At 33.2% G+C, this 26,277-nt stretch carries 20 protein-coding genes and 1 pseudogene; 10 read left to right on the forward strand and 11 right to left on the reverse strand.

Going from position 1 to position 26,277, the window contains the following annotated elements:
- Positions 1–239: 239 nt before the first annotated feature.
- The 6 genes from CELAL_RS06320 to CELAL_RS06345 all read right to left on the reverse strand — a co-directional run bounded on the left by CELAL_RS06320 (position 240) and on the right by CELAL_RS06345 (position 5,625).
- The gene (locus CELAL_RS06320; RefSeq protein ID WP_013550074.1) at positions 240–1,088 is read right to left on the reverse strand and encodes a helix-turn-helix domain-containing protein; all 849 of its coding nucleotides are present in this window, start codon (positions 1,086–1,088) and stop codon (positions 240–242) included.
- Between the two features lie 159 nt (positions 1,089–1,247).
- Entirely contained in the window at positions 1,248–2,690 is a 1,443-nt protein-coding gene (pyk, locus tag CELAL_RS06325) for a pyruvate kinase (RefSeq protein ID WP_013550075.1), read from the reverse strand.
- A 4-nt stretch (positions 2,691–2,694) separates the two neighbouring features.
- Positions 2,695–3,141, reverse strand: coding sequence for an IPExxxVDY family protein (locus CELAL_RS06330; protein ID WP_245529681.1), 447 nt, complete (start codon positions 3,139–3,141; stop codon positions 2,695–2,697).
- 136 nt (positions 3,142–3,277) lie between these two features.
- The gene (gene rnc / locus CELAL_RS06335) at positions 3,278–4,015 is read right to left on the reverse strand and encodes a ribonuclease III (RefSeq protein WP_013550077.1); all 738 of its coding nucleotides are present in this window, start codon (positions 4,013–4,015) and stop codon (positions 3,278–3,280) included.
- 7 nt (positions 4,016–4,022) lie between these two features.
- A complete protein-coding gene (gene fabF, locus CELAL_RS06340) occupies positions 4,023–5,273 on the reverse strand; it encodes a beta-ketoacyl-ACP synthase II (RefSeq protein ID WP_013550078.1) in 1,251 nt (416 codons plus the stop codon).
- A gap of 118 nt (positions 5,274–5,391) precedes the next feature.
- Complete coding sequence (locus tag CELAL_RS06345; protein ID WP_008269813.1) at positions 5,392–5,625, reverse strand: acyl carrier protein; 234 nt, start codon at positions 5,623–5,625, stop codon at positions 5,392–5,394.
- A 159-nt stretch (positions 5,626–5,784) separates the two neighbouring features.
- Between CELAL_RS06345 and purN the strand changes: the two genes are divergently transcribed.
- The gene (gene purN / locus CELAL_RS06350) at positions 5,785–6,351 is read left to right on the forward strand and encodes a phosphoribosylglycinamide formyltransferase (RefSeq protein WP_013550079.1); all 567 of its coding nucleotides are present in this window, start codon (positions 5,785–5,787) and stop codon (positions 6,349–6,351) included.
- On the forward strand, positions 6,344–6,811 hold the full coding sequence (gene rnhA, locus CELAL_RS06355) for a ribonuclease HI (protein WP_013550080.1): 468 nt from the start codon (positions 6,344–6,346) through the stop codon (positions 6,809–6,811). Before purN ends, rnhA begins: the two co-directional genes overlap by 8 nt.
- Here rnhA and CELAL_RS06360 read toward each other — a convergent pair.
- The gene (locus CELAL_RS06360; protein WP_013550081.1) at positions 6,808–8,298 is read right to left on the reverse strand and encodes a S10 family peptidase; all 1,491 of its coding nucleotides are present in this window, start codon (positions 8,296–8,298) and stop codon (positions 6,808–6,810) included. The two genes, rnhA and CELAL_RS06360, sit on opposite strands and share 4 nt — an antisense overlap.
- Positions 8,299–8,515: 217 nt before the next feature.
- On the opposite strand from CELAL_RS06360, the gene CELAL_RS06365 reads away from it, so the two are divergent.
- Positions 8,516–9,442, forward strand: a complete 927-nt coding sequence (locus CELAL_RS06365; RefSeq protein ID WP_013550082.1) for a PfkB family carbohydrate kinase — start codon at positions 8,516–8,518, stop codon at positions 9,440–9,442.
- Positions 9,443–9,495: 53 nt separating this feature from the next.
- Positions 9,496–11,394 carry an amidophosphoribosyltransferase gene (locus CELAL_RS06370; protein ID WP_013550083.1) on the forward strand — a complete coding sequence of 633 codons (1,899 nt, stop codon included), beginning with the start codon at positions 9,496–9,498 and terminating at the stop codon, positions 11,392–11,394.
- 875 nt (positions 11,395–12,269) lie between these two features.
- Here CELAL_RS06370 and CELAL_RS06375 read toward each other — a convergent pair.
- Positions 12,270–12,878: a superoxide dismutase gene (locus CELAL_RS06375; protein ID WP_013550084.1), complete on the reverse strand. Its 609-nt coding sequence runs from the start codon at positions 12,876–12,878 to the stop codon at positions 12,270–12,272.
- A gap of 121 nt (positions 12,879–12,999) precedes the next feature.
- Between CELAL_RS06375 and CELAL_RS06380 the strand changes: the two genes are divergently transcribed.
- The 4 genes from CELAL_RS06380 (at position 13,000) to CELAL_RS06395 (ending at position 21,588) form a co-directional block, all read left to right on the forward strand.
- Positions 13,000–16,125 (forward strand): UvrD-helicase domain-containing protein, encoded by a 3,126-nt coding sequence (locus tag CELAL_RS06380; protein ID WP_013550085.1) that lies wholly within the window; start codon positions 13,000–13,002, stop codon positions 16,123–16,125.
- 9 nt (positions 16,126–16,134) lie between these two features.
- The gene (gene kbl, locus CELAL_RS06385; RefSeq protein WP_013550086.1) at positions 16,135–17,328 is read left to right on the forward strand and encodes a glycine C-acetyltransferase; all 1,194 of its coding nucleotides are present in this window, start codon (positions 16,135–16,137) and stop codon (positions 17,326–17,328) included.
- Between the two features lie 113 nt (positions 17,329–17,441).
- The gene (locus CELAL_RS06390; protein ID WP_013550087.1) at positions 17,442–18,788 is read left to right on the forward strand and encodes an OmpA family protein; all 1,347 of its coding nucleotides are present in this window, start codon (positions 17,442–17,444) and stop codon (positions 18,786–18,788) included.
- Positions 18,789–18,855: 67 nt separating this feature from the next.
- Positions 18,856–21,588 (forward strand): PD-(D/E)XK nuclease family protein, encoded by a 2,733-nt coding sequence (locus CELAL_RS06395; RefSeq protein ID WP_245529682.1) that lies wholly within the window; start codon positions 18,856–18,858, stop codon positions 21,586–21,588.
- A gap of 1 nt (position 21,589) precedes the next feature.
- Here the strand turns inward: CELAL_RS06395 and CELAL_RS06400 are convergent, their stop codons facing one another.
- Both CELAL_RS06400 and CELAL_RS06405 read right to left on the reverse strand, forming a co-directional pair.
- On the reverse strand, positions 21,590–22,300 hold the full coding sequence (locus tag CELAL_RS06400; protein WP_013550089.1) for an SDR family oxidoreductase: 711 nt from the start codon (positions 22,298–22,300) through the stop codon (positions 21,590–21,592).
- 105 nt (positions 22,301–22,405) lie between these two features.
- Complete coding sequence (locus CELAL_RS06405) at positions 22,406–23,470, reverse strand: phosphatidylinositol-specific phospholipase C1-like protein (protein WP_013550090.1); 1,065 nt, start codon at positions 23,468–23,470, stop codon at positions 22,406–22,408.
- Between the two features lie 254 nt (positions 23,471–23,724).
- On the opposite strand from CELAL_RS06405, the gene CELAL_RS06410 reads away from it, so the two are divergent.
- A complete protein-coding gene (locus CELAL_RS06410; RefSeq protein WP_013550091.1) occupies positions 23,725–24,273 on the forward strand; it encodes a sigma-70 family RNA polymerase sigma factor in 549 nt (182 codons plus the stop codon).
- A 56-nt stretch (positions 24,274–24,329) separates the two neighbouring features.
- Complete coding sequence (locus CELAL_RS06415; protein ID WP_013550092.1) at positions 24,330–25,250, forward strand: FecR family protein; 921 nt, start codon at positions 24,330–24,332, stop codon at positions 25,248–25,250.
- 85 nt (positions 25,251–25,335) lie between these two features.
- Here CELAL_RS06415 and CELAL_RS06420 read toward each other — a convergent pair.
- Positions 25,336–26,228, reverse strand: a pseudogene (locus CELAL_RS06420) (IS1595-like element ISCal1 family transposase).
- Between the last annotated feature and the right edge of the window lie 49 nt (positions 26,229–26,277).

Raw genomic sequence — 26,277 nt, forward strand, 5'->3', positions numbered from 1 at the left:
AAAGGTTTCTCTGCATCACAATAAAAATCATGATGATATTTTTCTGAACAATGATCTTGAGAGATGCTGTTCAATGCTAAATGTTGTTTTGGAGTACTACGGAATATTTCAATTAAATTGAAAAGTGATTTATTTTTTGTTTTCATCTTTTAGCTGTTTTTTAATTACAGTACAAAGATGCGATGAGAAACAAACTTTTTGTTATCACTAATTTCCCGACTAGTTGTAGAAATTTCCCCTTAGCTTAAAATAGACTTGTTTTCACGGTATTGTGTAGGAGAAGTACTCGTCATTTTTTTAAAAAAACTACTAAAATGGGCCGAATCGTTAAAACCAAGTTCAAAAGCTATCTCTTGATTTTGTTTATCTGTAAACTGCATTAACCGTTTTGCTTCTAATGTAATACGTTCTAATATAATTTGCTGAGGAGATTTCTGATTGTATTTGGCAAAAAGATTAGATAATGTTTTTGGACTCTTAAAAAGTAGATCCGCATATTCTGCTACTTTTCGTTTTGTTTTATAATGGGTATCTACCAAAACATTAAATTTTCTAATAACATCTACCTGATCATTATCAAAGTCTTTAAGAATCAATTGTTCTTTTGCTAAGCGCGTACAAATGATAATCAATCTTTTTAAAAGCATTTGAAGCATATCTCCTTGAATTTTATCAGGCGTAGCAAATTCGTCCTGGAAAATTTCATAAAGGGTCTCAAATTTTTTCTCCTGAGCTTCGGGAATTGTTATAATAGGTAAGTCTTGTGTTCCAAAGAATAAAATACCGTTACATGACACTTCACTATCATGATCTGCAATACAGTAAAATTCTCGGTTAAATAAGAAACTAGTTAAAGGTAATTGTGTTTTCTCAAAAGAAACATGATGTAAGTAGGTAGTCGTTACTATTTGGTTTGGCAGTAATAAGATGTCTGCATTATCTATAGTAATCTCTAAAGAAGTATTGTTTCTATTCCATAAAAAACTAATCGTAGAAGAATTTATGCGGAATGATTTTTCGTCTTTCTTAATATCATCTGTTAACCCAAATATGGAACCCAAATTAGTATCATAAAATTCGTATTTCATATAAGTTGATTTTGCAGTATGTTTTAATTAGTCAGAAATTAAAAATAACCTTACGCTTACAAATTATACTATAAAAATTGAATATTACACTATTCTAAAAATAAAAAACCTCAATCTTAAATAAATAAGATTGAGGTTTTTTATATTATAATCATCTAATTACATATGAGAAGCTTCTATCTCTGTAACTCTTAATGTATTTACCATACCCTTATCTTTCATAGGCATTGCTGCAAGACTAACAAGCATGTCTCCAATTTCTAAGTATCCTTTTTCACACGCCATTTTATTTACGTCTTCTATAGTTTCATCAGTAGTAACATACTTATCATAATAGAATGCTTTAACACCCCATAATAAGTTAAGTTGCGTTAAGATTCTTCTGTTTGATGTAAAAACCAAAATGTGTGCACTTGGTCTCCAAGCTGAAATTTGGAAAGCAGTATATCCACTATTTGTTAAGGTAGATATTGCTTTAGCTTTTATATCATTAGCCATTAATGCTGCATGGTAACAAACAGATTTTGTAATAAAACGTTTTGTTCTTACATGTGGCGCTTCATGTGGCACTTTAATTAAGCTTGAATTTTCTACTGTCTCTAAGATACTAGACATTTTTTCAATTACCTGTACTGGATAATTACCTACTGAAGTCTCTCCTGATAACATCACAGCATCTGCACCATCCATCACAGAATTTGCAACATCATTTACTTCTGCTCTTGTTGGCGTTAAACTTGTAATCATTGTCTCCATCATCTGAGTAGCAATAATTACAGGAATTCTAGCTCTTTTTGCACGTAAAACTAATTGCTTTTGAATTAATGGAACTTCTTGAGCAGGAATTTCTACACCTAAATCTCCACGAGCAACCATTAGACCATCACAATACGCAACGATAGAATCAATATTTTCAACAGCTTCTGGCTTTTCTATTTTAGCAATAATTGGAATTTTCTCATCAGTATGTTCTTTTATTAGATTCTGAAGATCTATTAAATCTTGACTAAAACGAACGAATGATAATGCAATCCAATCTACTTTTTGAGATACCGCAAAGATTGCATCTTTAATATCTTTTTCAGTAAGCGCTGGAAGCGATATATTTGTATTAGGAAGGTTTACCCCTTTTTTAGATTTAAGTGGACCACCTTGTATAACTTTAGCTAGAACTTCATTCTCTCTATTCGTAGAGATTACTTGAAACATAAGTTTCCCATCATCTAAAAGAATACGCTCTCCTGGGTTTACATCTTTAGGGAATGAATCATAATTCATATAAACGCGCTCTGCAGTACCCTCAAAAGGTTCTCCTGTAACGAAAGTAATTTCATCTCCTGGAGCAACAACAACTTCACCAGCCATTACACCTACTCTTAATTTAGGGCCTTGTAAATCTCCTAAAATAGATATGTTTAACCCTAACTCCTCATTAAGCTCACGAATCATTTTAATACGCTCCGCAACATCTTCATAATCTGCGTGAGAAAAATTAATCCTAAAGACATCTACTCCAGCATTAATCATATCTCTTAGAACTTCTTTCTTGCTTGTAGCAGGCCCTAAAGTAGCAACAATCTTAGTCTTTTTTTTAGTCAGCATTATTTTAAAATATTAAATTATTTTTTGATTTTAAGGTATCGGTGTTTATTGTATAAGCGGTGATTATTTCTGGTATGGCCAATATTGATTTTAAAATTGCGGATTCTAAATCCAAATCTTCTTGTTCTAACTTTAAGAAATAATCAACATTTTTATATTCTGGAATTAAATGTTGTTTTTTGATCGAAGGCATGTCGTTAAACAATCCTGTATTTTCATTGCTTTCTTCTGATTGGCCCGTATTTGAAATAATAGTCCAATACCTATCAGTAATGGTGTCCTTCCATTCAAAAATAGGAAGCGAAATTGTATCAGAAAACACTAAATTATCTTTTCGCCTTTTAAAACCACATTTAAGAAATTTATTTATGGTATAGACTAATTTATGATCCTCTATATTACAATGCAAAGCAATCAAAGCGAAAGAATCTTCGTAAAAATCCAGCGACATTTTATGCATTGCGACCATAGGCTATTAAAAAAAACCAAGTTGTAAATATATGATTTCTACGAGTGTAATACTAGTAGATAACATTTTTTTAAGCTATGAAAAATTGCGAAAACGTTATAGATTTAAAAAAATAACACTATTCTTTATCTATTTTATTTTGCAACGCATAATAAGCTCTTTTTGAAGCAATTTCTTCGGCCTTCTTTTTAGAAGTTGCTCTAGCCTTAGAAACTATTTTTTTATTTATATGAAGCTTTACAGCAAAATGCTTTACGGCATCATTACCAGTGTCTTCATAAATATCGTAGTAAAAAGATTTTTTTTGCTTTTGACACCATTCTATCAAAAGGCTTTTGTAGCTGATAACTTTACCTTCTAGTTGCTCTATGTCAACATAAGGAACTATTACGCTTTTATGAATAAATTTCTCGCAGTACTTGTAACCACGATCTAAATAAATAGCACCTACTAAAGCCTCATATACATTTCCATGAATATTATCGCCAAAGTGTGATTTAGGTATTCTACTTTCTACATAATGAATTAAGTTTAACTCTTTCCCTAATTCATTCAAATGCTCTCTACTCACTATTTTAGAGCGCATTTTAGTTAGATAACCTTCATCTCCTGTAGGAACTTCAGTATACAAATATTTAGAAATGATGGTCCCTAACATAGAATCGCCTAAAAATTCAAGGCGTTCATAATTCATAGGCGTACCATCTTCATCTCTAATATTAGCCGACCTGTGTAAAAAGGCCTTCTTGTAAACGGCCAGTTTTTTAGGTTTAAAACCTAAAATTCGGGTCATCCCTAAAAAAAAATCCCCATCCTCTTTAGAATGGGAATTAAATATATTTGAGGGAAAATTCATCCGTAAATTAACTTATTTTTTTAAAGATAACACAAGCATTGTGTCCACCAAAACCAAAAGTATTACTTAATGCAACTTTCACATCTCTTTTTTGAGCCTTATTTAACGTTAAGTTTAATTTGGGATCAATGTTTTCATCAAAGTGTTTGTGATTAATTGTCGGAGGAACAATTCCGTGCTCCATAGATAATATCGCTGCAATAGCTTCAATAGCTCCTGCTGCCCCTAACAAATGCCCAGTCATAGACTTTGTAGAGTTAATATTAATCTTATGAGCATGATCACCAAAAACCTTAGATATAGCTTTTAACTCTGCAACATCACCAAGTGGTGTAGATGTACCATGAGTATTAATCGCATCAACATCTTCTGGCTCAAGGCCTGCATCTTTTAAACAGTTTTGCATAACACGTACAACACCAATTCCATCTGGATGTGGAGCCGTCATATGGTAAGCATCACTTGAAAGTCCGCCACCTGCTACTTCTGCATAAATTTTTGCACCTCTTGCTTTCGCATGTTCATATTCTTCAAGAATTAATGCCCCAGCACCTTCACCAAGTACAAAACCATCTCGAGTAGCATCAAAAGGTCTTGATGCCGTTTCCATTTCATCATTTCTGGTTGATAGCGCATGCATTGCACCAAATCCTCCCATACCAGCAATTGTTACTGCTGCTTCACTACCACCAGTAACTATAACATCACAATGTCCTAGTCTAATCGTATTTAACGCATCAATAATTGCATTTGCAGAAGATGCACATGCAGAAACTGTAGTATAATTAGGTCCCATAAAACCATGTTTGATTGAAATATTACCTGGGGCAATATCTGCAATCATTTTAGGAATAAAGAAAGGATTAAACCTTGGGGTACCATCACCTGCTGCAAAATTTAGAACTTCATTTTGAAAAGTTTCTAAACCTCCTATACCTGCTCCCCAAATGACACCAACTCTAAATTTGTCAACAGTATCAAAATCAATACCACTGTCTTTAATTGCTTCATCTGAAGACACCAGTGCATATTGTGCAAATCGGTCTAATTTTCTTGCTTCTTTACGATCAAAAAAATCTTCAGCCTTGAAGTTTTTTAGCTCGCAAGCAAATTTGGTCTTAAATTTCTCACTATCATAATAGGTTATTGGGGCCGCACCGCTTTTACCATTCACCAAACCATCCCAATATTCTTCAATAGTATTACCAATTGGGGTTAATGCCCCAATTCCTGTAACAACAACTCGCTTTAACTGCATTGATTTCATTTTATTTAAGTAAACAACTTTATCAAAAGTAGGTGTAAATTAAAAAAAAATATCCATGCGGAGTAATTACCACATGGATATTTTATAATCTTAATAAGATATCATGAAATTACTTTGCTTCTTCTATATAACTTATAGCCTGACCAACAGTAGCAATATTCTCTGCTTGATCATCTGGAATTTGGATATCAAATTCTTTTTCGAATTCCATGATTAACTCAACAGTATCCAATGAATCTGCTCCTAAGTCGTTTGTGAAGCTTGCTTCAGTAACAACTTCGTTCTCATCAACTCCTAATTTATCAACGATGATAGCTTTAACTCTTGATGCAATATCTGACATAATTATTCTTGTTTTAAAAATTTAACTGGTGGCAAAAATAAAAAACTTTGGATTAATAACACTATTTGTCGTTAAAATGTATCAGATTTTAAGCAAATTAATTACAAGAGTGTTATTTTCGCCTAAGATTTCACCTCTTTAATAACCCCAAAATACCTTATGAAACGTATTGTTCTTTTTGCTTCTGGTTCTGGATCTAATGTTGAAAACATAGTACATTATTTTCAAGATAATTCCGAGGTTACGATCGCCACGGTATTTACTAACAAAAGCGATGCCAAAGTTTTAGAACGATGTAATAGACTGAAAATAAGTAGTTTATACTTCAATAAAACTTCGTTTTATGATAATGATTGTATCTTAGATATCTTGAAAGGAATAAATCCTGACTTAATTATACTAGCTGGATTCCTCTGGAAAATTCCAGAAAAATTAGTAAAAAACTTCCCAAATAAGATTGTAAATATTCACCCAGCACTGTTACCAAAATACGGAGGCAAGGGAATGTATGGAATGAACGTTCATAATGCCGTGAAAGACAATAATGAGCAAGAAACTGGTATTACAATCCATTTTGTGAACGAAAATTACGACGAAGGCGCGATTATAAGTCAGATAAAAACTAAAATTACACCAGAAGATACCCCTGAAGATATTGCGAAAAAAATTCACGAATTGGAATACGAACATTTCCCTAAAGTTATAGCTCAAATATTACATGGATAATATACAAGTACATATTTATACCGATGGTGCTGCAAGAGGCAATCCTGGTCCTGGAGGATACGGCATTGTAATGGAATGGGTGGGAAAACCCTATAAAAAAGAATTTTCTGAAGGCTTTAAGCACACTACAAATAATAGAATGGAACTTCTTGCTGTAATTGAAGCTTTAAAAAAGCTGAAAAATGAAGGAACGGCGGTTAAAGTTTTTACAGATTCTAAATATGTAGTAGATACCGTTGAGAAAAAATGGTACGTTAAATGGGAGAAAACAAATTTTAAGGATAAAAAAAATCCCGATCTCTGGAAACTCTTCCTTATAGAATACAGAAAACAAAAAGTATCCTTTCAGTGGATAAAAGGACATAACAACCACCGGCAAAATGAAAGATGCGACACGCTAGCTGTTGCCGCATCAAAAGAACGCAACCTAAAAGAAGATACTGGTTTTATAACCAATTAATATTTTGCGCTCTTACCGTTGGCCTGCGTTTTACGGATAAAAACACGAATATCATCATTTGCGCTTTTTAAATCTTCTTTACGCAAATACATCATATGTCCGCTTCGGTAGCCTTTAAATTCAAACCTATCTTTCATACGACCACTAGGGTCTACTTGCCACATGGTATATTTAGCATTAAAATAAGTTGTTGCCCCATCATAATACCCACTTTGTACTAAGACATTTAAATATGGGTTTTGCGCCATAGCTTGTCTTAGATTATCACGGGTATGATCCTCACTATTATCCCAGGGGTGTACTGGACCAAACATATTGTATTTAATATCTGTCTTAAAGTTTAACTCTTCTTGCAGGTAATAATTAATTGCAGGTGTAAAACTGTGTAACCAAGAGGTAATTTCGGCATTATAATCTGGTGTATCTCCTGACAACTGCTTATCTATTCCTAAATATCGGCTATCTAACCTTCCTATAGTATACCCACTTTTCTCCTTTAACAAATTCTTCCAGAAATAGCCTGTAGGCACAACAAGATTTTGATCCAATATTTCTTTCTTAGACAAGCCAGAATAGAACGCCATCTTTTCAGCTACCTCATTTTTTTCTACATCAGAAATAAACCCCCCTTTTGCAATTGCAGGCAATAAAGTATTTATGGTATAAGCTTCCGAAGCAGGTAGAATATCATCCAAATCTTTATATTGTAGTGCTGCTGGCAATGCTTTATGGTGCCATGCAGCGGCCGTATAATAGGGTAAGTTTAAAGCACTTGAAACAGGTCCGTCTTCCCTTAACACCTTATAATCGGCTGGTGAAACCATAATAACACCATTTAAATACATCCATTGTTGGTCTTGCAAAGCCAGAGATAAACCCATAACGCGTGTTCCTCCATAACTCTCCCCAATAATATACTTAGGAGAACGCCAACGATTATTCCTTGTCACAAAAGTGCTTAACCATTCTGCCAAGTATTTTATATCAGCATTAATTCCGAAAAACTTTTTGCGATCTACAGCATCTCCCCTTTCTGGAATAGTTCTACTGTAGCCCGTATTTACAGGGTTTACATATACAATATCAGTTACATCTAAAATAGAATATGGATTTTCATTTATTCCATAAGGTTGTATTGGATACCCTTCATCATCAATTTTTAATATTCTAGGCCCAGTATAAGCTAAGTGCATCCAAACAGAAGCAGAGCCTGGGCCTCCATTAAATGAAATAAGCAAGGGCCTAGATGCACGGTCTTTTATATTATCCCTAGTATAATAGGTATACTGCAAACTTGCAATTGGCTTTCCGTTTTCATCCCAAACAGGCTGCATTCCTGCTTGTACCGTATAATTAACCAAGGTTTCATTTATGGTTACCTTATTTTTTGTAGTAATAATGGTATCAACAGGAATTTTTCTGGCTTGACCAAAAGTAGCGTTAATAAATAAAAATGAAATAAAGAAAAGAGACCTTGGAGCTTTCATACACGTGTTTGTGAAATTTGAATTCTAAAAATAATGAATTTTACAGAAATAACGGTAGCTAAGCCTAAATAGCACCTAGAAAATGAGCCTTTAAAAGAATAGCTATTATTCCTTAATAAACAATCTAAACAACTTAGTTAAACTGTTCATACTTTTTTAAATCTCCTTTACATACCTCAAAAGTTACCCTTATATTTGCACAAAATTACAGACCATAATGGGTAAATTATTAATTGTTGGAACGGTTGCTTTTGATGCTATTGAAACACCTTTTGGAAAAACTGATAAAATATTAGGAGGGGCTGCAACCTATATTGGTTTAGCTGCATCTCAATTTAATGTAGAATCTGCAATTGTTTCTATTGTTGGCGATGATATGCCAGAGGAATATTTAACACTTTTAAAAGACAAGAACATTGACCTTTCTGGTTTAGAGATTGTAAAAGGCGGTAAGACTTTCTATTGGAAAGGAAAATATCATAATGACTTAAACTCTAGAGATACACTTGTAACAGAACTTAATGTACTCGCAGACTTTAATCCTGTTGTACCTAGTGGTTTTAAAGATGCTGATGTTGTTATGTTAGGAAATTTACACCCTAGCGTTCAATTAAGTGTAATTAATCAGATGGAAAAACGACCAAAGTTAATAGTATTGGATACTATGAATTTTTGGATGGACAATAGCTTACCTGAATTGGTAGAGGTTATTAAACATATTGATGTTATAACCATTAATGACGAAGAAGCTCGCCAATTAAGTGGAGAATACTCTTTAGTTAAAGCAGCTGCCAAGATTGAGAAAATGGGACCAAAATATGTAGTGATTAAAAAAGGAGAGCATGGCGCATTATTGTTCCATAAAAAAGAAGTCTTCTTTGCTCCTGCATTACCACTCGAAGAAGTATTTGACCCAACTGGCGCTGGCGACACTTTTGCCGGTGGATTTTCTGGGTATTTAACACAGACAGAAAATATCTCTTTTAATAATATGAAAAATGCTATTATACAAGGTTCAAATTTAGCATCGTTCTGCGTAGAGAAATTTGGCACAGAGCGCATAAAAAAATTAACAAAGGAAGAAACCACAAAGAGATTACATCAATTCAAAACGTTAAGTCAATTTGATATTGAATTACAATAAAAAAACCTACGCCCTGTCTTTTCAGGGCTTTTTTAATATATCTAGACAAGAAAATGAGTGATGCCATTAAACACGAATGCGGAATTTCTTTAATACGTTTATTAAAACCGCTAGAATATTATCAAGAGAAGTACGGTACTGCTTTTTACGGCCTAAATAAGATGTACCTTATGATGGAGAAGCAGCACAATCGTGGTCAAGACGGTGCTGGTTTTGCAAGTATTAAATTAGATATGGATGCTGGCGAACGCTATATGAGTAGAGTACGCTCCATTGCACAGCAACCTATTCAAGATATTTTTGCCCAAATAAATGACAGAGTAAATACGGCTATTAAAGAAAATCCGGAGTATGAAAACAATGTTGCACTTCAAAAAAAACATATCCCATATATTGGTGAAGTTTTATTAGGGCACGTTCGTTATGGTACTTTTGGAAAAAACAGTATTGAAAGTGTACATCCTTTTTTGAGACAAAATAACTGGATGCATCGTAATCTTATTGTTGCTGGGAATTTTAACATGACCAATGTTGACGAGCTCTTTGATAATTTGATTCAAATAGGGCAACACCCTAAAGAGATGGCAGACACGGTTACCGTTATGGAAAAAATCGGACATTTTTTGGATGATGCTGTTGCCAAACTTTACAAACAAATAAAAAAAGAAGGCTTTAATAAACAAGAAGCTTCCCCGTTAATCGCAGAACGTTTGAATGTTGCAAAAATTCTACGTAGAGCAGCTAAAAATTGGGATGGTGGTTATGCTATGGCTGGCTTATTAGGTCATGGTGATGCCTTTGTATTACGTGACCCTGCAGGGATTAGACCTGCTTATTACTACCAAGATGACGAAGTAGTCGTAGTCGCATCAGAAAGGCCGGCAATACAGACGGTATTTAATGTTCAATTTGAAGATATAAAAGAATTAGACCCTGGACATGCAATTCTTGTAAAAAAGAATGGAAAAACAATTATTAAAGAAATCTTAGCACCTACAGAACGTAAGGCATGTTCTTTTGAACGTATCTACTTCTCAAGAGGAAGCGATAAAGAAATTTATCAAGAACGTAAAGAATTAGGAAAACTTATATTCCCTCAAATACTAAAGTGTATTGATGAAGATATAAAAAACACCGTATTCTCATACATTCCCAATACTGCAGAAACCTCATTTTACGGAATGGTAAAAGAGGCTCAAAATTACATGAACAAAAAGAAAGAAGAACAAATTCTTTCCATAGGTTCAAAAATCACGAAAGAGGAACTACATGAAATTTTAGATGTTCGTCCTCGAATTGAAAAAGTAGCTATTAAAGATGCCAAACTTAGAACATTCATAGCACAAGATAGTGGCAGAGATGACTTGGTTGCTCATGTATATGATATCTCATATGGTTCTGTGAAAAAAGGAGATAACCTTGTTATTATAGATGATAGTATTGTACGTGGAACTACACTAAAGAAAAGTATCTTAAAAATATTAGACAGGCTACACCCCAAGAAAATTGTTGTAGTTTCTTCTGCTCCACAAATTAGATACCCAGACTGCTATGGTATTGATATGGCAAAACTAGAAGATTTTATTGCATTTAGAGCGGCTTTAGAATTACATAAAGATAGAAACACCATGCATATTGTTGATGATATCTATCAAAAATGCCTTTCGCAAGTAAATTCTAACGACAAAGATGTTATCAATTTTGTAAAAGAGTTTTACCTGCCTTTTACAGCTACAGAAATTTCAAATAAGATTGGAGAATTATTAAGTTCTTCTGAGATTAAGGCTGAAGTTCAAATTATATATCAGACAATATCTAATTTGCATCAAGCTTGCCCTGATAACTTAGGAGATTGGTATTTTACAGGAGAATACCCAACTCCAGGAGGTAATAGAGTTGTAAATAGAGCATATATTAATTTTTACGAAGGAAAAAACGAACGCGCATATTAACACATAAGTATCGATGAAATACACCAAATAGTGCATTTCATCGATAATATTAACCGATTAACGTAAAATTAGTCCTTTCAGCGAGTGGCAACTGTAATTTTAGATTGCCATAGCATAAGTAGGTTAAGTTTATGGTAAGATTTGGGGAAAAAGGTGGAGTCTAACTCCGCCTTTTTTATTTAAATACTTTTCCTATCCCACAACAATATATCTCGGTCATCTAAAGTGCCGCTACTCCTAATATTACCTTTCAACTTTTATAATCGAATGTTCATCTAATACTTTCGTGAACAACGGCATACTTAACATACCTTTAGAGAACCATAGCATAAGTAGGTTAAGTTCATGGTAAGATTTGGGGAAAAAAGGTGGGGTCTAACTCCACCTTTTTATTTTTACACTTTTTTTACCTCAAAAAAATGCAAGAAACACTTCTAAAAAGTTAAAAAGCGCATTTCAACTTAGATTAACGGCGTTCATCTAAAAATTTCTTTAAAATATACTATCTAAACCTACTTTTGTAGGACCATAGCATAAGTAGGTTAAGTTCATGGTAAGATTTGGGGGAAAAAGGCGGAATAATATTCCGCCTTTTTCATTTCTGATACTCAGCACTTTACCCCATAAAATAGCATTTAATCGATTCTTTTTCACAAAATTTATAGCTTCTACCCTATAAAATATCAATATATCTTTTGATATTTCTCACAATACCAGTAACTTAGCATTGCCATAGCATAAGTAGGTTAAGTTTATGGTAAGATTTGGGATGAAAAGGATGGAGACTTCTCCATCCTTTTCTGTTTTTATAAACCAAAAAACCCAGCAGAATTAACTAGTGGGCTTTGTACTAAGAAAAAAATTCTTATTTTCTACTACTTGTTTGCTGCATATAATTCAGAAACCTTATTCCAATTAATAACATTAAAAAATGCATTAATATAGTCAGGTCTTCTATTCTGATAGTTTAAATAGTAAGCATGTTCCCATACATCTAATCCTAAAACTGGAAAACCACCACAACCTACACCAGGCATTAATGGGTTATCTTGATTTGGAGTAGAACAAATTTCTACCTTACCACCTTTATGCACACATAACCAAGCCCAACCAGATCCAAATCTAGTTGCTGCCGCTTTAGAAAAAGCATCTTTAAAAGCTTCTAATGAACCATAAGCTGCATCTATAGCAGTAGCTAATTCTCCTGTTGGCTTACCACCACCATCTGGAGACATTACTTCCCAAAAAAGAGAATGATTATAAAAACCACCACCATTATTTCTTACAGCTGCATTACTCATGTCTAAAGTATCAAGAATAGTTTCAATAGATTTGCTCTCTAAATCTGTTCCTGCAATTGCATTATTTAAATTCGTTGTATATCCATTGTGATGTTTCGTATGGTGAATTTCCATAGTTCTAGCATCAATATTTGGTTCTAGTGCATCATATGCATATGGTAATTTTGGTAAATCAAAGGCCATAATATATTTGTATTTAAGTTAATAAAATGTTGTCTAACAAAGTTAAGGTTTTAAGAAACTAATTCCACTAATAATTTGTTAAGAACTGTATAAGTTTGCGTAATTTGCAAGTAAAAACTAGGTGGAAAACACATCATATAATATATATAATGCCTCAGCAGGGTCTGGAAAGACATACACCCTTACAAAATCATACCTAAAAATTATACTCTCCAGTGCAACATCTGCCAATTACAGAGAGATTCTAGCCATCACATTTACCAATAAAGCGGTAGCTGAGATGAAAGAGCGTATTATTGATAGTTTATACGATTTTGGAAAAGTTAAGACCGCAGACCATGCACCTTCAATGTTTTTAGATCTTGTAAAAGAACTACATATAGATGTTGAAACTTTACAAAAAAGAGCTAAAACAAGACTAAAAGAAATTCTTCACAACTATGCCTTTTTTGATGTTTCTACTATAGACAAATTTACCCACCGTTTGATACGGACTTTTGCCAAAGATTTAAAACTACCTCAGAACTTTGAGGTAATCCTAGATACAAACTTACTTTTAAGCGAAGCGGTAGACCGTTTAGTAAATAAAGCGGGTGTTGAGCCTGAACTTACCAAAGTATTAATTGCATTTGCATTAGAAAAAGCGAATGAAGACAAAAGCTGGGACATATCTAGAGATATTTTTGACATGGGAAGGGAACTTCTTTTTAAGGAAAAGTATGAAGATGCCCTTGAAGCAATTGAACAAAAAAATATTGGTGATTTTGATGCTCTAAAAAAACTATTAAAAACAAAAATTAAAAAAGCAGAAGACGACATACAGCTTGCAGGAAAAACCAATTTGCAACTAATGACCGATAATGGTTTAGAGCTAAAGGATTTTAAAAGTTCCTATTTTTCAAAATTCATGATAGATGTAGCTGAACTAAAACCCACCATAAATTTTAATGCCGCTTGGAAACAAGATTTTGAAAACACAGCTTTATACACCAAAACATTAGCCGAAGATAAGAAAGCAACCATTGACAACTTACACCAAACGTTTAACAAACACTTTCAGGTTATAAAAACTAGTTTCTTTGAACTTGCTTTTCTTAAAAATGCCTATAAAAATATTGTACCGCTAACCGTACTTAACGCTTTACAGAAAGAATTAAAAAACCTAGAATTAGAACGTGATGAAATTCCGTTAGCTACATTCAACAGTATTATTTCTAAAGAAATAAAAAACCAACCCGTTCCTTTTATCTATGAACGCCTAGGTGAAAAATACCGTCATTATTTTATTGATGAATTTCAGGATACCTCTGAGCTGCAATGGAGCAATCTAATTCCTTTGATTGGAAATGCCTTAGAAAGTCAGGATGAAAAAGGCAACAACGGCTCCTTATTATTGGTTGGTGATGCCAAGCAAGCCATCTATCGCTGGAGAGGCGGTAAAGCAGAACAGTTTTTAAATTTAGTACATCAAACCAAAAATCCGTTTGTGAATTTTCCTAATGTAGAAAATTTGCCTGCCAACTATAGAAGCTACCACGAGGTCATTAATTTTAACAATAGTTTCTTTTCTACGATTAGTGCCAATATCACTAACACTGTTTACAAAGAACTTTATGAAGAAGGCAATAAGCAGAAGGTAAATAATAAAGAAGGTGGCTTCATTCAGATTTCATTTATAGCAGAGGAAGATAAAAACGAAGATGAATTGTATTGTAACGAAGTGCTACAAACCATTACAACCCTCTCTGAAAAAAAATATCCCCTTAAAGATATCTGTATTTTAGTTCGTGATAAAAAACACGGAATACTACTGGCAGATTTTTTAAGCACAAATAAAATACCAATAATTTCTTCTGAAACATTACTACTTAAAAACAATCCCAAAGTTAACTTCCTAGCTAATCTTCTAAAATTTAGCGTAGATAGCGAAGATTTTGAAGCTGCCTATGCACTATTGTTCTATTTAGGAGAGCAGACGGGACAACCAAAACATGCATACATCTCAGAAAATCTCAATCAGCTAGAGCGTCATCTTTCTAATCAATATAATTTTGAAATAAATACCTTAAAACAATCTAGCGTCTATGACGGCTTTGAACAAGCGGTTAAACATTTTAATTTAGTCGATGAATCAGACGCCTATATTACCTATTTCTTAGATGAAGTTTTAGATGTAGAGTACAAACAAGGGGCTAGCGCCACCTTATTTTTAGATTATTGGGAAAAGAAGCAAGATATGCTGAGTATCAGCGCCCCATTAGAAATGGATGCGGTACAAATCATGACTGTTCACAAATCTAAAGGATTAGAATTTGAAGTGGTTTTATTCCCGTACGCCAATAGTCATATATATAAGGAGATAAAACCAAAAACTTGGTTGCCCGTAGCAGCCGAAGAATTTAATGGCTTTACAGATGTATTGATTAATAAGAATAAAGAAATTGTAAATTATAGCGAAACCGCTGAAAGTATTTACAATGAAGAACATGAAAAACTGGAGTTAGATGCTTTTAATGTATTGTATGTTGCGTTAACCAGAGCTGTAAAATGTTTATTTATTTTTACCAAAAAAGAATACGAAGGAAAAACAGAAAACCCTAAAACAGATTATTATTCTGGACTATTCATTAGTTATTTAAAACAACGTGGAGTTTGGCAAGACCTACAACTGCATTATCAATTTGGACAACTAGATGAAAACAAGATAAGCAATGAGGTACTTCATGAGCAAGAAGAAATTAAATTTCAATACTCCTTTAAAGAACGTACAAGCTTTAAAATTGTCACCACATCTGGAATGTTATGGGATACTACTGCAGAAGCTGCACTTTCAAAAGGAAATACCATTCATAAAATATTGAGTTTAATAGAAACTGTTGATGATATTACGCCATGTTTTGAAATGCTGGTTAAAAAAGGATCATTAAGCACAGAAGAAGTTCCTTTGTTAGAATTAAAAGTAAGAGCTATTATAGAACATAGAGATTTAAAAGAATTCTACACCAAAGATGCTATCGTTAAAAATGAAACTGATATAATCACAAAAAATGGCATAATTTTGCGCCCAGATCGCTTGGTAATTAAAGAAAACAAAGCCACCATAATAGATTATAAAACGGGTGCTAGAAACATTTCTTATAAAGACCAAATAGATACTTATGCTTATGCCATTGAAGAAATGGGATATCAAATTAATAAAAAAATTATCATTTATATAAATGAAGAAATAATTCCTGAATTTATTTAAAATTAAAACATGTACGGAAACATTAAAAATTACTTGACAGAAGAACTAGAAAACATTAAAGAATCTGGTTTATTTAAGAAAGAAAGAATAATTACCTCACCTCAAGATGCAGTGATCACAATAAGCACGGGAGAAGAAGTGATTAACTTTTGTGCCAACAACTATCTAGGTTTATCATCACACCCAGAAGTAGTGCAAGCCGCAAAAGACACACTAGACAGCCATGGTTTTGGAATGTCATCAGTACGTTTCATTTGTGGAACTCAAGATATACACAAAACCCTAGAACATACAATAGCAGATTTTTATGAAACTGAAGACACTATATTGTATGCCGCAGCTTTTGATGCTAATGGTGGTGTATTTGAGCCCTTACTTTCTGGCGAAGATGCTATCATTTCAGATTCATTAAATCATGCTTCTATTATAGATGGCGTTAGGTTATGTAAAGCCATGCGTTATCGTTATGCAAATAATGATATGGCAGATCTAGAGGAACAATTAAAAAAAGCAAACGACGACGGTGCGCGTTTTAAAATAATAGTTACCGATGGCGTGTTCTCTATGGATGGTGTTTTGGCGCCCCTAGATAAAATATGCGATTTAGCAGACAAATACGATGCCCTAGTCATGATAGACGAATGCCATTCTGCCGGCTATATTGGAGCTACCGGGAGAGGTACCTTAGAAGAAAAAGGTGTTTTAGGTAGAATAGATATTATTACAGGTACGCTTGGCAAAGCATTAGGTGGTGCTATGGGCGGTTATACTACAGGAAAAAAAGAGATTATTGAAATGTTACGCCAACGTTCCAGACCTTATTTGTTTTCAAACTCTCTAGCTCCGGCAATTGTAGGTGCCTCTATAAAAGTGTTTGAAATGTTAAAAAGAGATACTTCCTTAAGAGATAAGTTAGAAGAAAACACGTTGTACTTCAAAAAAGGTATGAAAGCAGCTGGTTTTGATATTATCGAAGGAGACTCTGCAATTGTGCCTGTTATGCTCTACGATGCTAAATTATCGCAGCAAATGGCAGACCTATTATTGGAGAAAGGTATCTATGTAATTGGCTTCTTTTACCCTGTTGTACCTAAAGATAAGGCCAGAATTAGGGTTCAATTGTCTGCTGCACACACAAAAAAACACCTTGATAAAGCAATTTCTGCCTTTACGGAGGTAGGGAAAACATTGAAAATCGTGTAAATGCATCATTTAATGCTTTATATGTGTTAAAAAAAATAACAAATTGATTTTGTTAATAATTCTTAACAACTTACATTTGCAGCTAATAAACCCTTAAACTTAAATATAATAAAATGAAACATCTTAGCAAATTATTGGTTGTTGCCCTACTTTTTGTAGGATTTAACAGCATTCAAGCGCAAGACGAGAATAATCCATGGCAAGTTGGTTTTGGTGTAAACGCAATTGATGTTTATCCAACTAGTGACTTCGTAGGTAGTTCTTTTGGAAATGAATATTTCAACGCTACTGATCACTGGAATATCCTTCCTTCTATCTCTTATGTATCTGTATCTAGATTCGTAGGTGATGGTTTTTCTGTTGGAGCTAGAGGTTCTTTAAACAGAATTGACAAGTTAGGTGACGTATCTGTTGATGATTTATCTCACTACGCACTTGATGGTACTATTAAATACAACATTTTAAAAAATACAGTAGTTGATCCTTTCGTTGAAATCGGTGGTGGTTATACTTGGATTGATGAAATCGGAGCTGGTACAGCTAACGGTGGTATTGGTGTTAATATCTGGTTTACTGAGAACATCGGTTTAACTTTACAAACTCAATATAAGCATTCTTTCGAAGATTACTTAGCTCCTCACATGCAGCACTTAGCTGGTCTTAGCATCAAATTTGGTGGTACTGATACAGATGGTGATGGTATTTATGACAAAGATGATGCTTGTCCAGAAGTTGCTGGTTTAGAAGCTTTCAATGGTTGTCCTGATGCTGACGGTGATGGTATCGAAGACAGCAAAGATGCTTGTCCTAACGAAGCTGGTTCTAAAGAAATGAACGGTTGTCCTGATGCTGATGGCGATGGTGTTGCTGATAAAGATGATGCTTGTCCTAACGAAGCTGGTACTGCTGCCTTAAAAGGTTGTCCAGATGCTGATGGTGATGGTGTTGCTGATAAAGATGATGAATGTCCTGCTGAAGCTGGTCCTGCATCTAACAAAGGTTGTCCTTTCTTAGATAAAGACGGTGATGGTGTATTAGACAAAGATGATATGTGTCCAGATGTTGCTGGTACTGTAGCTAACAAAGGTTGTCCTGAAGTTACTGCTGAAGTTCAGAAACAATTGAATGATTATGCTAGAACTATCTTATTTGATACTGGTAAATCTTCTATCAAAGCTGCATCTACTTCTGTTATGGTTGACATTATTACAATCTTAAAAGAATATCCTAATGCTAAATTTACAGTAGAAGGTCATACTGATAGCGTTGGTTCTGCTAAATTGAACCAAAGTTTATCTGAGTCTCGTGCTCTTTCTGTAAAAGAATTTTTAGTAGAAAAAGGTATCGAAGAATTTAGATTATCTGCAATTGGTTACGGTGAAGAGAAGCCTATCGCTTCTAACAGTACAAGAGCTGGTAGAACTCAAAATAGAAGAGTTGAAATTAACTTAGTTAAATAATAACTAAAAGTTATTTTTAAATATATTTTTAAAAGCTCCGCAATTGCGGAGCTTTTTCTATTTTTATATGATGCAAAGTTTCATAGAAGAAGTAGTTCAAGAATTAACAGAAAACGGTATAGATTTTACCGAAACCATTTTTATTCTCCCAAGTAAAAGAGCTGGTACTTTTTTAAAAAATACGATTTCTAAAAATTTACAAAAAACAATATTTGCTCCAGAAATCTATAGTATTGAAAGCTTTATTGAATTAATATCAGAACTTAATTACGCTTCAAGCACAGAGCAACTCTTTACCCTGTACAAGTCATACCTAGCAACAAGTACTGAAAAAGATAAAGACAGTTTTTTAAGCTTCTCTAAATGGGGACAGACAGTATTACAAGATTTTAATGAAATAGACCGTTACTTGGTAGATACCAAGGCTATATTCTCTCATTTGTCTGCTATACAAGAGTTAAACACCTATTTTCAAGAAGAACCTACCCAGATGATTGCAGATTATGTAAAATTCTGGAACAACCTAGAGGCGCTCTACACTAATTTTAATCAGACACTCCTGGAAAAAAACTTAGCTTCACAAGGTTATGCCTACCGTACCGCTAATACATTAATAGATGATTATATTCATAAAACATTAGACAAAAAATTTGTTTTTATTGGTTTTAACGCCTTAAATAAAGCAGAGGAAAATATCATTCAACAAATACTGGAAAAATCTAATGCCCATATTTATTGGGATATAGACACCTATTTTTTAAACGATACCTTACATGATGCTAGTCTTTTTATACGTCAACATAAAAAAAATTGGAATTATTTTAAAGAACATTCTTTGAAGGGAATCAGCGAAAACTTTGATTCTAAAAAAAACATCCAACTTATAGGAGTACCTAAAAATGTATCCCAAGCTAAATACGTTGGAAATTTATTAGAAAAAATTCACGATTCTCAACCAGCTTTATTAAAACAAACCGCAATAGTTCTCGGAGATGAAAACCTATTGAACCCAATACTAAATGCAATACCTGAAAAAATAGAACGTATCAATATTACCATGGGGTATCCTATTCATAAAACTCCATTAGCTGTTTTATTCAATTTATACTTTGAGTTGTGGCTCACAAAGGAATCTAATGGGTGGTTTTACCAGCATTTATTAAATCTTCTTGCACACCCATATATTCAAATTTACCTACAAACAGACAAAACCAACAATGCGAGTGCAATAGCAAATAAAATAAAAACTAGAAACTGGATATTTGTAAAAACAAAACAATTAGCGCAAGCAGCACCAGAACTAAAGGAGTTAACCACTATATTATTTAATGATACTGCGCTAACCCCCAAAAATTTTATTCGCAGAAGTTTAGCTATTATCGCTGTCCTAAAACAAAAATTTCAAGATTCTGGTAGTCATTTAGAATTAGAATATTTGTACCGTTTTCATACCCTCTTCAATCAATTAGAGTTAATGGTGAATGAGCATTCTTTTATTACAGATATTAAATCATTGCAATCACTCTATAAGGAATTAATAGGAACTGAAACCTTAGATTTCCAAGGAGAACCGCTACAAGGAACACAGATTATGGGAATGCTAGAAAGTAGAAATCTAGATTTTGAAACCGTAATCATTACCTCTGTAAATGAAGGAATTTTACCATCAGGAAAGTCGAATAATTCTTTTATCCCATTCGACTTAAAAAAGATCTACGGTTTACCTACTTATAAAGAAAAAGATGCTGTGTACACTTATCACTTCTATAGACTTTTGCAACGTGCCAAGAATGTATATATCGTATACAATACAGAACCTCATGTCCTTGAAGGAAATGAAAAAAGCAGGCTAATTAAGCAATTACTCACAGACGATAACCTCTCCGAAAATATAAAAGAAATTACAGGATCTGCGGCTGTTGTTTCCGCTAATATACCGCTTGAACGTATAGAAAAAAGTGCAGATCTTATTGAACAATTAAAAGTACTGTCTGAAAAAGGCTTCTCGCCTACTTCATTATCTAACTATGTACGCAACCCTATAGATTTTTACAAAAAAAGTATTCTAAGGATTAATGATATCAATGAAGTTGAAGAAAGCTTAGCGGCAAATACATTTGGGACCATCGTTCATGATACTTTAGAAGATTTATATCAACCTTTTGTTGGTGCATATTTAGTAAAAGAATCCCTTGAAAATTTACTGCCTAAGATTGAAGGAACTGTACAGCATAATTTTGCAAAAACCTATGCCGACGGAGATATAACTCGAGGGAAAAATTTAATAGCTTACACTGTAATCTTACGGTATATAGAAAACTTTATAAAATTAGAATTGAAAGAGATTCAGCAGCATAAAATAAAGATCATTTCTTTAGAACAAATGCTAAATGTAGAACTTGAAATACCAGGAATCTCACATAAAATTAGATTAAGAGGTAAATTAGATCGTGTCGATGAGATAGACGGTGCAACTAGAATTATAGATTACAAAACTGGAAAAGTGGAATCTAGAAACGTAAAAATAACCGCGTGGAATGACTTAATTGAAAATTACGATAAAAGCAAAGCTTTTCAATTGTTATGTTATGCTATTATGATTGATAAAGTAAAACCTATCGAAACTATAAAAGCTGGAATTATTTCTTTCAAGAATTTAAATAGTGGAACCTTATACTTTTCTGAAAAAAGAACAGAAGAGATAAATAAAAGCACGCTTTTAGAATTTAAAAACGTGCTTGATACTTTAATTCAGGAAATTTTTAATCCTGATATCCCTTTTATTGAAAAAGAAGTCTAGCTTACTTTAAATCAGGTCGTGTTGGGCGTACTTCAATTTTACTAGGTAATGTTCTTGGATTCATTTTTAGAACATCTAAAACAAGCTCTCCAATATCTTCTGGTTGTATTTTCCATGCATCATCTTTTGAAGGCACATGATTATTAAATTGCGAAGCTACAGATCCCGGCATTATGGTAGAAACTTTGATGCCATACTGTCTTAAATCTAACATTACTGCTTGAGTAAAACCAACAACACCAAATTTAGTAGCATTATACCCAGCCCCATTCGCAAAAAAGTTTGTTCCCGCTAAACTAGCCAAGGTTATATAATAGCCTTCAGATTTTTTAAGGGCTTCTACTGATGCTTTTAAGGTATGAAAAACACCATTTAAATTTGTATTGATCATTTGATGCCACTCTTCTTCCGTCATTTTATCTATAGGAGCAAAATTACCAACTCCTGCATTTGCTAAAACAACATCTAATTGTCCCCATTTACCAAGAATAGTAGCAATGGCTTTCTCTTCATCTATTAATTTTGTAACATCAGACTCTAATGCCAAAACATGACTCTCTTTTCCTAAGCTTTTAGCTGCATCTTCTACTGATTTTAGGGTTCTACCACTAATAGCAACTTTCATTCCGGCTGCTATTAATACTTTTGCCGTACCATAACCAATACCTTTTGAACCTCCTGTTATATAAACTACTTTATCTTTTAAATCCATATTTTTTATTTTTAGTGAAGTTAAAATACTTCTACCCTTTAATCAAAAATAGACTGTTATAATTATTTTAAAATTAAAGTAAAACTTCTCAATTTAAAAACTACCTTATTCCTCTAGACCAGTAACAGGGTTCTTCCTTTCATAAACATCATCTGCAAACTTGACTTGGTACGAAGATTTAAACATGGTGCTAGGTAAGTAATAATCTGTAGTAATAATTTGTGCTCCAGATTTTTTAGCAGCTTCAAAATTTGAATAATCATTAACTCTAGCCTGTTTAGTACCGGCATCTGCTCTGGTCCTAACGATATATCCTTTTTTAACCAACTTTGGTATTAAAATAGTATTCGGGTCGTTTATAATCATTACTCCCGCTTCAGGACTCCCTTCTACATCATTAACAAATGCTACTCTCCCTTTTAAATTTGGATGCTCATTTTTATATAGTTTCTTTTTGTTATCATTATCATCTAGAATAAAAAGAAACTTTCCTTTTCCATTTTCAATACTAGGCCAATTATGATTAAGAACTGCTTGCTCTAATGTGCTATACTCTCCTCGCACCATATCTGGAGTTATGATCTTATCTCGCCCTAAATAAGTAATTATTTCCGTATCTAAAGCTTCAAAGAGTTCCGCTGTGAATTCTTCTGCTTTTGTACCAAAAACAGACATATCCTTATCTTTTGGCTCTAAGGTGATAAATACAGTGGTATGTTTTGGATGCTCATTGGACCACTTACGTAGTGCCAACATGCAATCTTTTAGCGTATAAACTGAGGTTCTAAAATCAATATCAATGATATGAAAAACTTTAAAACCAGCAGTATTCATTTTACCATCCTTATCATAGACCTCCGAATCAGAAGCTACAGAAAGACCTTTGGGGTTTGTGTAACTACCGCCTTTTGAATCGGCATGAACATCAATCTCTAAATTACGAAGTCCTAAATCTAACTGTTTAGGGATACTAACATGCGTGTACTGCAAACCTGATAAAGAGCCTGTAGTATCTCTATTTTCTAAAAACTTATACAGCTTAGGTTGTATAGCTTGCTTATAGCTATTATGTGAACCTATAACCTGAACTTGGTTAATTTTTTTACATGAAGGTTGAGCAGTAACGCTAGCCGTAGCTATAAAAAATAAAAATAAGTAGATAAATCTCATAACTTAAGGACGCTTATATTCCGATAGGATCGGTATTAATTACAGTAAAAATATCTGTACAATAAAAGAATTTATAGGCATAAATTATCAAAAAAACCATAATCGTTTCTTTAAGTTTATGTAAAATACACTACCGTAAATTGGACATAAGCGGGTATTATAAATTTGATTTAATTATAAGATAACCTTCACATAAAATAGATTGAGGTTCAATTTTCTTCTTTTGCAATACCAACGAAATTTTATACTCTCACATGAAAACGACCCAAGAATTTGAAAAAATATATTCTAATTACTGGGAAAAGCTTTACGCTTTCGCTTTCAAAATGACTGGCGACAGTAACTTATCAAAAAATATTATTCAAGACGTTTTTACAAATTTGTGGGAACGAAAAAGTGAAATTGAAATTATTTCCATTGAAAGCTTTTTATTTAGAGCCGTAAAAAATCATATTCTAAAATCATACCGCGAGCAGAAATTTAACACTTCTGAAATTGATGATACTATAGAAAAGCTTATTGAAGATACTCCAGATTATTCTGACATAGACTTTATAGCGTATCTAAATCCTTTATTAGACAAACTCCCTGAAAAAAGAAGAGAAATTCTTCTAATGAATAAGCTACAAGAGATGAACATTGAGCAAATTGCAGAAGAACTTCAATTGTCTAAACAGACGGTGAAAAATCAATTATCTTCTGCTCTAAGTCAAATTCGTTTAGAACTAACCCAATTATCTTGGCTATTATCAGCGTTAATTACCACTTCTTTTTTACTTAATGTTTGCTTAAAGATTTCGTAACATTTCCCGATAGTACTTTTTTTGTTTTCTGGTACTTACTAATAGAAAACAAGTTTATGCTGTCTGAATCAAAATCTATTCTCAAAAAGTTACTTGCCAAAAGTATTCGTAACAATACGAGTGCCTCTGAAGATAAGTTACTTCAAAACCTCCTTAAAAAAGTCTACCATAAAACTAGTTGGGATGAAAAAACCATGGGAGATAAGCACAAAATAAAAAATGAGATAAGATCTAAAATAGATTTAAAACCTGTAAAAGTTTTAAACTTAAGCGTTATAAAATATGCAGCTGCAATAATCAGTATAGTTACGTTAGTTTTTCTTTTTCACCATAGAAATTCTACTCCGAAAATGTTAGTTACGACAACAGAGCGTGTTCTAGACTCCGTTTTATTACAAGATGGTTCATTAGTGTATTTAGCACCAAACTCAAGTTTGGAATATCCTGAAACATTTAAAGGCAAAGAACGGAATGTAAAGCTTCTTAAAGGAAATGCATTTTTTGAGGTTACTAAAGATCCTAAACATCCTTTCATTATACATTCTGGCCAAGTAAAAACTAAGGTACTAGGAACTTCATTTCATATACGCTTAGCCGAAAAAAGCTGTCGCGTATCTGTTGTTACAGGAAAAGTAGAGGTGAATTATAAAAATAGTACAGAAAATTTAATTCCAGGAGAGGAAGCTCATACCAATGGAAAGCTCCTAAAGAAAGAAACCACTCCTACTATTATGGCCTATAACTGGTACACCCAAGATGTAAGCCTAAAAGAAGTAAAACTCAGAGAGGTATTGCATTTAATGCATCTAAAATATGGAGTTACAAATACGATAAATAGCAGCAAAATAAATGACTTAAAACTCACGCTATTTATTGGCAAAAAAGCAGCAGTTGAAGAAATTTTAAATCAAATAAATTATATAACCAATTTAAACCTGAGCTATGAAAATGAAATAATTACACAGGATTCAAAATAAAAAAAACCGCAATTGCTACGAACAATTGCGGCCTATGTTCAAGCATTATTCACTAACACTTAAATAAATGTATAGAGGTCAGTAGTTAATTACTTATTAATTCAGCTTGATTGATTTTATCATTATTGACCATTTTAACAATAAGATTATTGAATATTGTAGCTTTACTTTGAGATCTGTTTATTCTAAAACAAAATTCATTGAAATATCTATTTAAATTATTGTCACTAACCCAAGAATAAGTTGTTCTTATCCAAGATTTAACCTGATGTATCATTGTATGAAGCGCTTTAAAATTTAACCCTCCATTACTTTCTATTTGTGTGATGTCGTAAGCCTTTGCAATAGGACTATAGCCTCTCCATTTATCTGTAGTAATCTTTGCGTTTCGGCTGATATGGTTGACAAAAATATATTGTAAGGATTGTGCTGAAAAATCATCTATTTTCATAGCATACATTCTTTTTACCTTTCCATCTTCTGTAAGCTGAACAGCTGTAACCGCCTTCTTTTTCTTAGCATTGTAGCTTCTGCCAACTTTTGTTTCTTCTCTGCCCCCTAAAACAAATTCATCTACATGAACAACTCCGTCCATAGGATTATTCCCACTCGAAGACATAGCTTCTCTGACCTTAAGCATAAAAAGTCTAGCTGTTTTTCTGTTACTCCGTAACGTACTCCCATATAACTTGCAGATAAGCTTTTCGTGCTTGTAGCCATCTCAAAACAAATAAAAAATGCTTTGCGAACACCAAACTTTACCTTGTGAAATAAAGTATCTGCTGTTGCGGATTCTGTATGTCTACAAATATTACATTGCCTAGAGAAATCAGCACGTGTTTGACAGGCTATATGATTGCATCTAGAACATTTAAAAGGGGTTTTAGACTTAATATTTGTTAAATATTCTTTGCAATCATTGTCCGTTTTGAAGCAATCAGAGAACTCTAGAAGATTTTGACCCTTGAAAATATCCATAATTTAATATATTTACTGAGTATCAAGATACGAAGTTAGCTACTGACCT

The organism is Cellulophaga algicola DSM 14237, assembly GCF_000186265.1.
Classification (GTDB): domain Bacteria; phylum Bacteroidota; class Bacteroidia; order Flavobacteriales; family Flavobacteriaceae; genus Cellulophaga; species Cellulophaga algicola.

Excerpts from the sequence above, each read along its gene's own strand:
- CELAL_RS06320 (WP_013550074.1), bottom strand. The coding sequence starts at position 1,088 with ATGAAATACGAATTTTATGATACTAATTTGGGTTCCATATTTGGGTTA.
- pyk (WP_013550075.1), bottom strand. The coding sequence starts at position 2,690 with ATGCTGACTAAAAAAAAGACTAAGATTGTTGCTACTTTAGGGCCTGCT.
- CELAL_RS06330 (WP_245529681.1), bottom strand. The coding sequence starts at position 3,141 with ATGTCGCTGGATTTTTACGAAGATTCTTTCGCTTTGATTGCTTTGCAT.
- rnc (WP_013550077.1), bottom strand. The coding sequence starts at position 4,015 with ATGAATTTTCCCTCAAATATATTTAATTCCCATTCTAAAGAGGATGGG.
- fabF (WP_013550078.1), bottom strand. The coding sequence starts at position 5,273 with ATGCAGTTAAAGCGAGTTGTTGTTACAGGAATTGGGGCATTAACCCCA.
- CELAL_RS06345 (WP_008269813.1), bottom strand. The coding sequence starts at position 5,625 with ATGTCAGATATTGCATCAAGAGTTAAAGCTATCATCGTTGATAAATTA.
- purN (WP_013550079.1), top strand. The coding sequence starts at position 5,785 with ATGAAACGTATTGTTCTTTTTGCTTCTGGTTCTGGATCTAATGTTGAA.
- rnhA (WP_013550080.1), top strand. The coding sequence starts at position 6,344 with ATGGATAATATACAAGTACATATTTATACCGATGGTGCTGCAAGAGGC.
- CELAL_RS06360 (WP_013550081.1), bottom strand. The coding sequence starts at position 8,298 with ATGAAAGCTCCAAGGTCTCTTTTCTTTATTTCATTTTTATTTATTAAC.
- CELAL_RS06365 (WP_013550082.1), top strand. The coding sequence starts at position 8,516 with ATGGGTAAATTATTAATTGTTGGAACGGTTGCTTTTGATGCTATTGAA.
- CELAL_RS06370 (WP_013550083.1), top strand. The coding sequence starts at position 9,496 with ATGAGTGATGCCATTAAACACGAATGCGGAATTTCTTTAATACGTTTA.
- CELAL_RS06375 (WP_013550084.1), bottom strand. The coding sequence starts at position 12,878 with ATGGCCTTTGATTTACCAAAATTACCATATGCATATGATGCACTAGAA.
- kbl (WP_013550086.1), top strand. The coding sequence starts at position 16,135 with ATGTACGGAAACATTAAAAATTACTTGACAGAAGAACTAGAAAACATT.
- CELAL_RS06390 (WP_013550087.1), top strand. The coding sequence starts at position 17,442 with ATGAAACATCTTAGCAAATTATTGGTTGTTGCCCTACTTTTTGTAGGA.
- CELAL_RS06395 (WP_245529682.1), top strand. The coding sequence starts at position 18,856 with ATGATGCAAAGTTTCATAGAAGAAGTAGTTCAAGAATTAACAGAAAAC.
- CELAL_RS06400 (WP_013550089.1), bottom strand. The coding sequence starts at position 22,300 with ATGGATTTAAAAGATAAAGTAGTTTATATAACAGGAGGTTCAAAAGGT.
- CELAL_RS06405 (WP_013550090.1), bottom strand. The coding sequence starts at position 23,470 with ATGAGATTTATCTACTTATTTTTATTTTTTATAGCTACGGCTAGCGTT.
- CELAL_RS06410 (WP_013550091.1), top strand. The coding sequence starts at position 23,725 with ATGAAAACGACCCAAGAATTTGAAAAAATATATTCTAATTACTGGGAA.
- CELAL_RS06415 (WP_013550092.1), top strand. The coding sequence starts at position 24,330 with ATGCTGTCTGAATCAAAATCTATTCTCAAAAAGTTACTTGCCAAAAGT.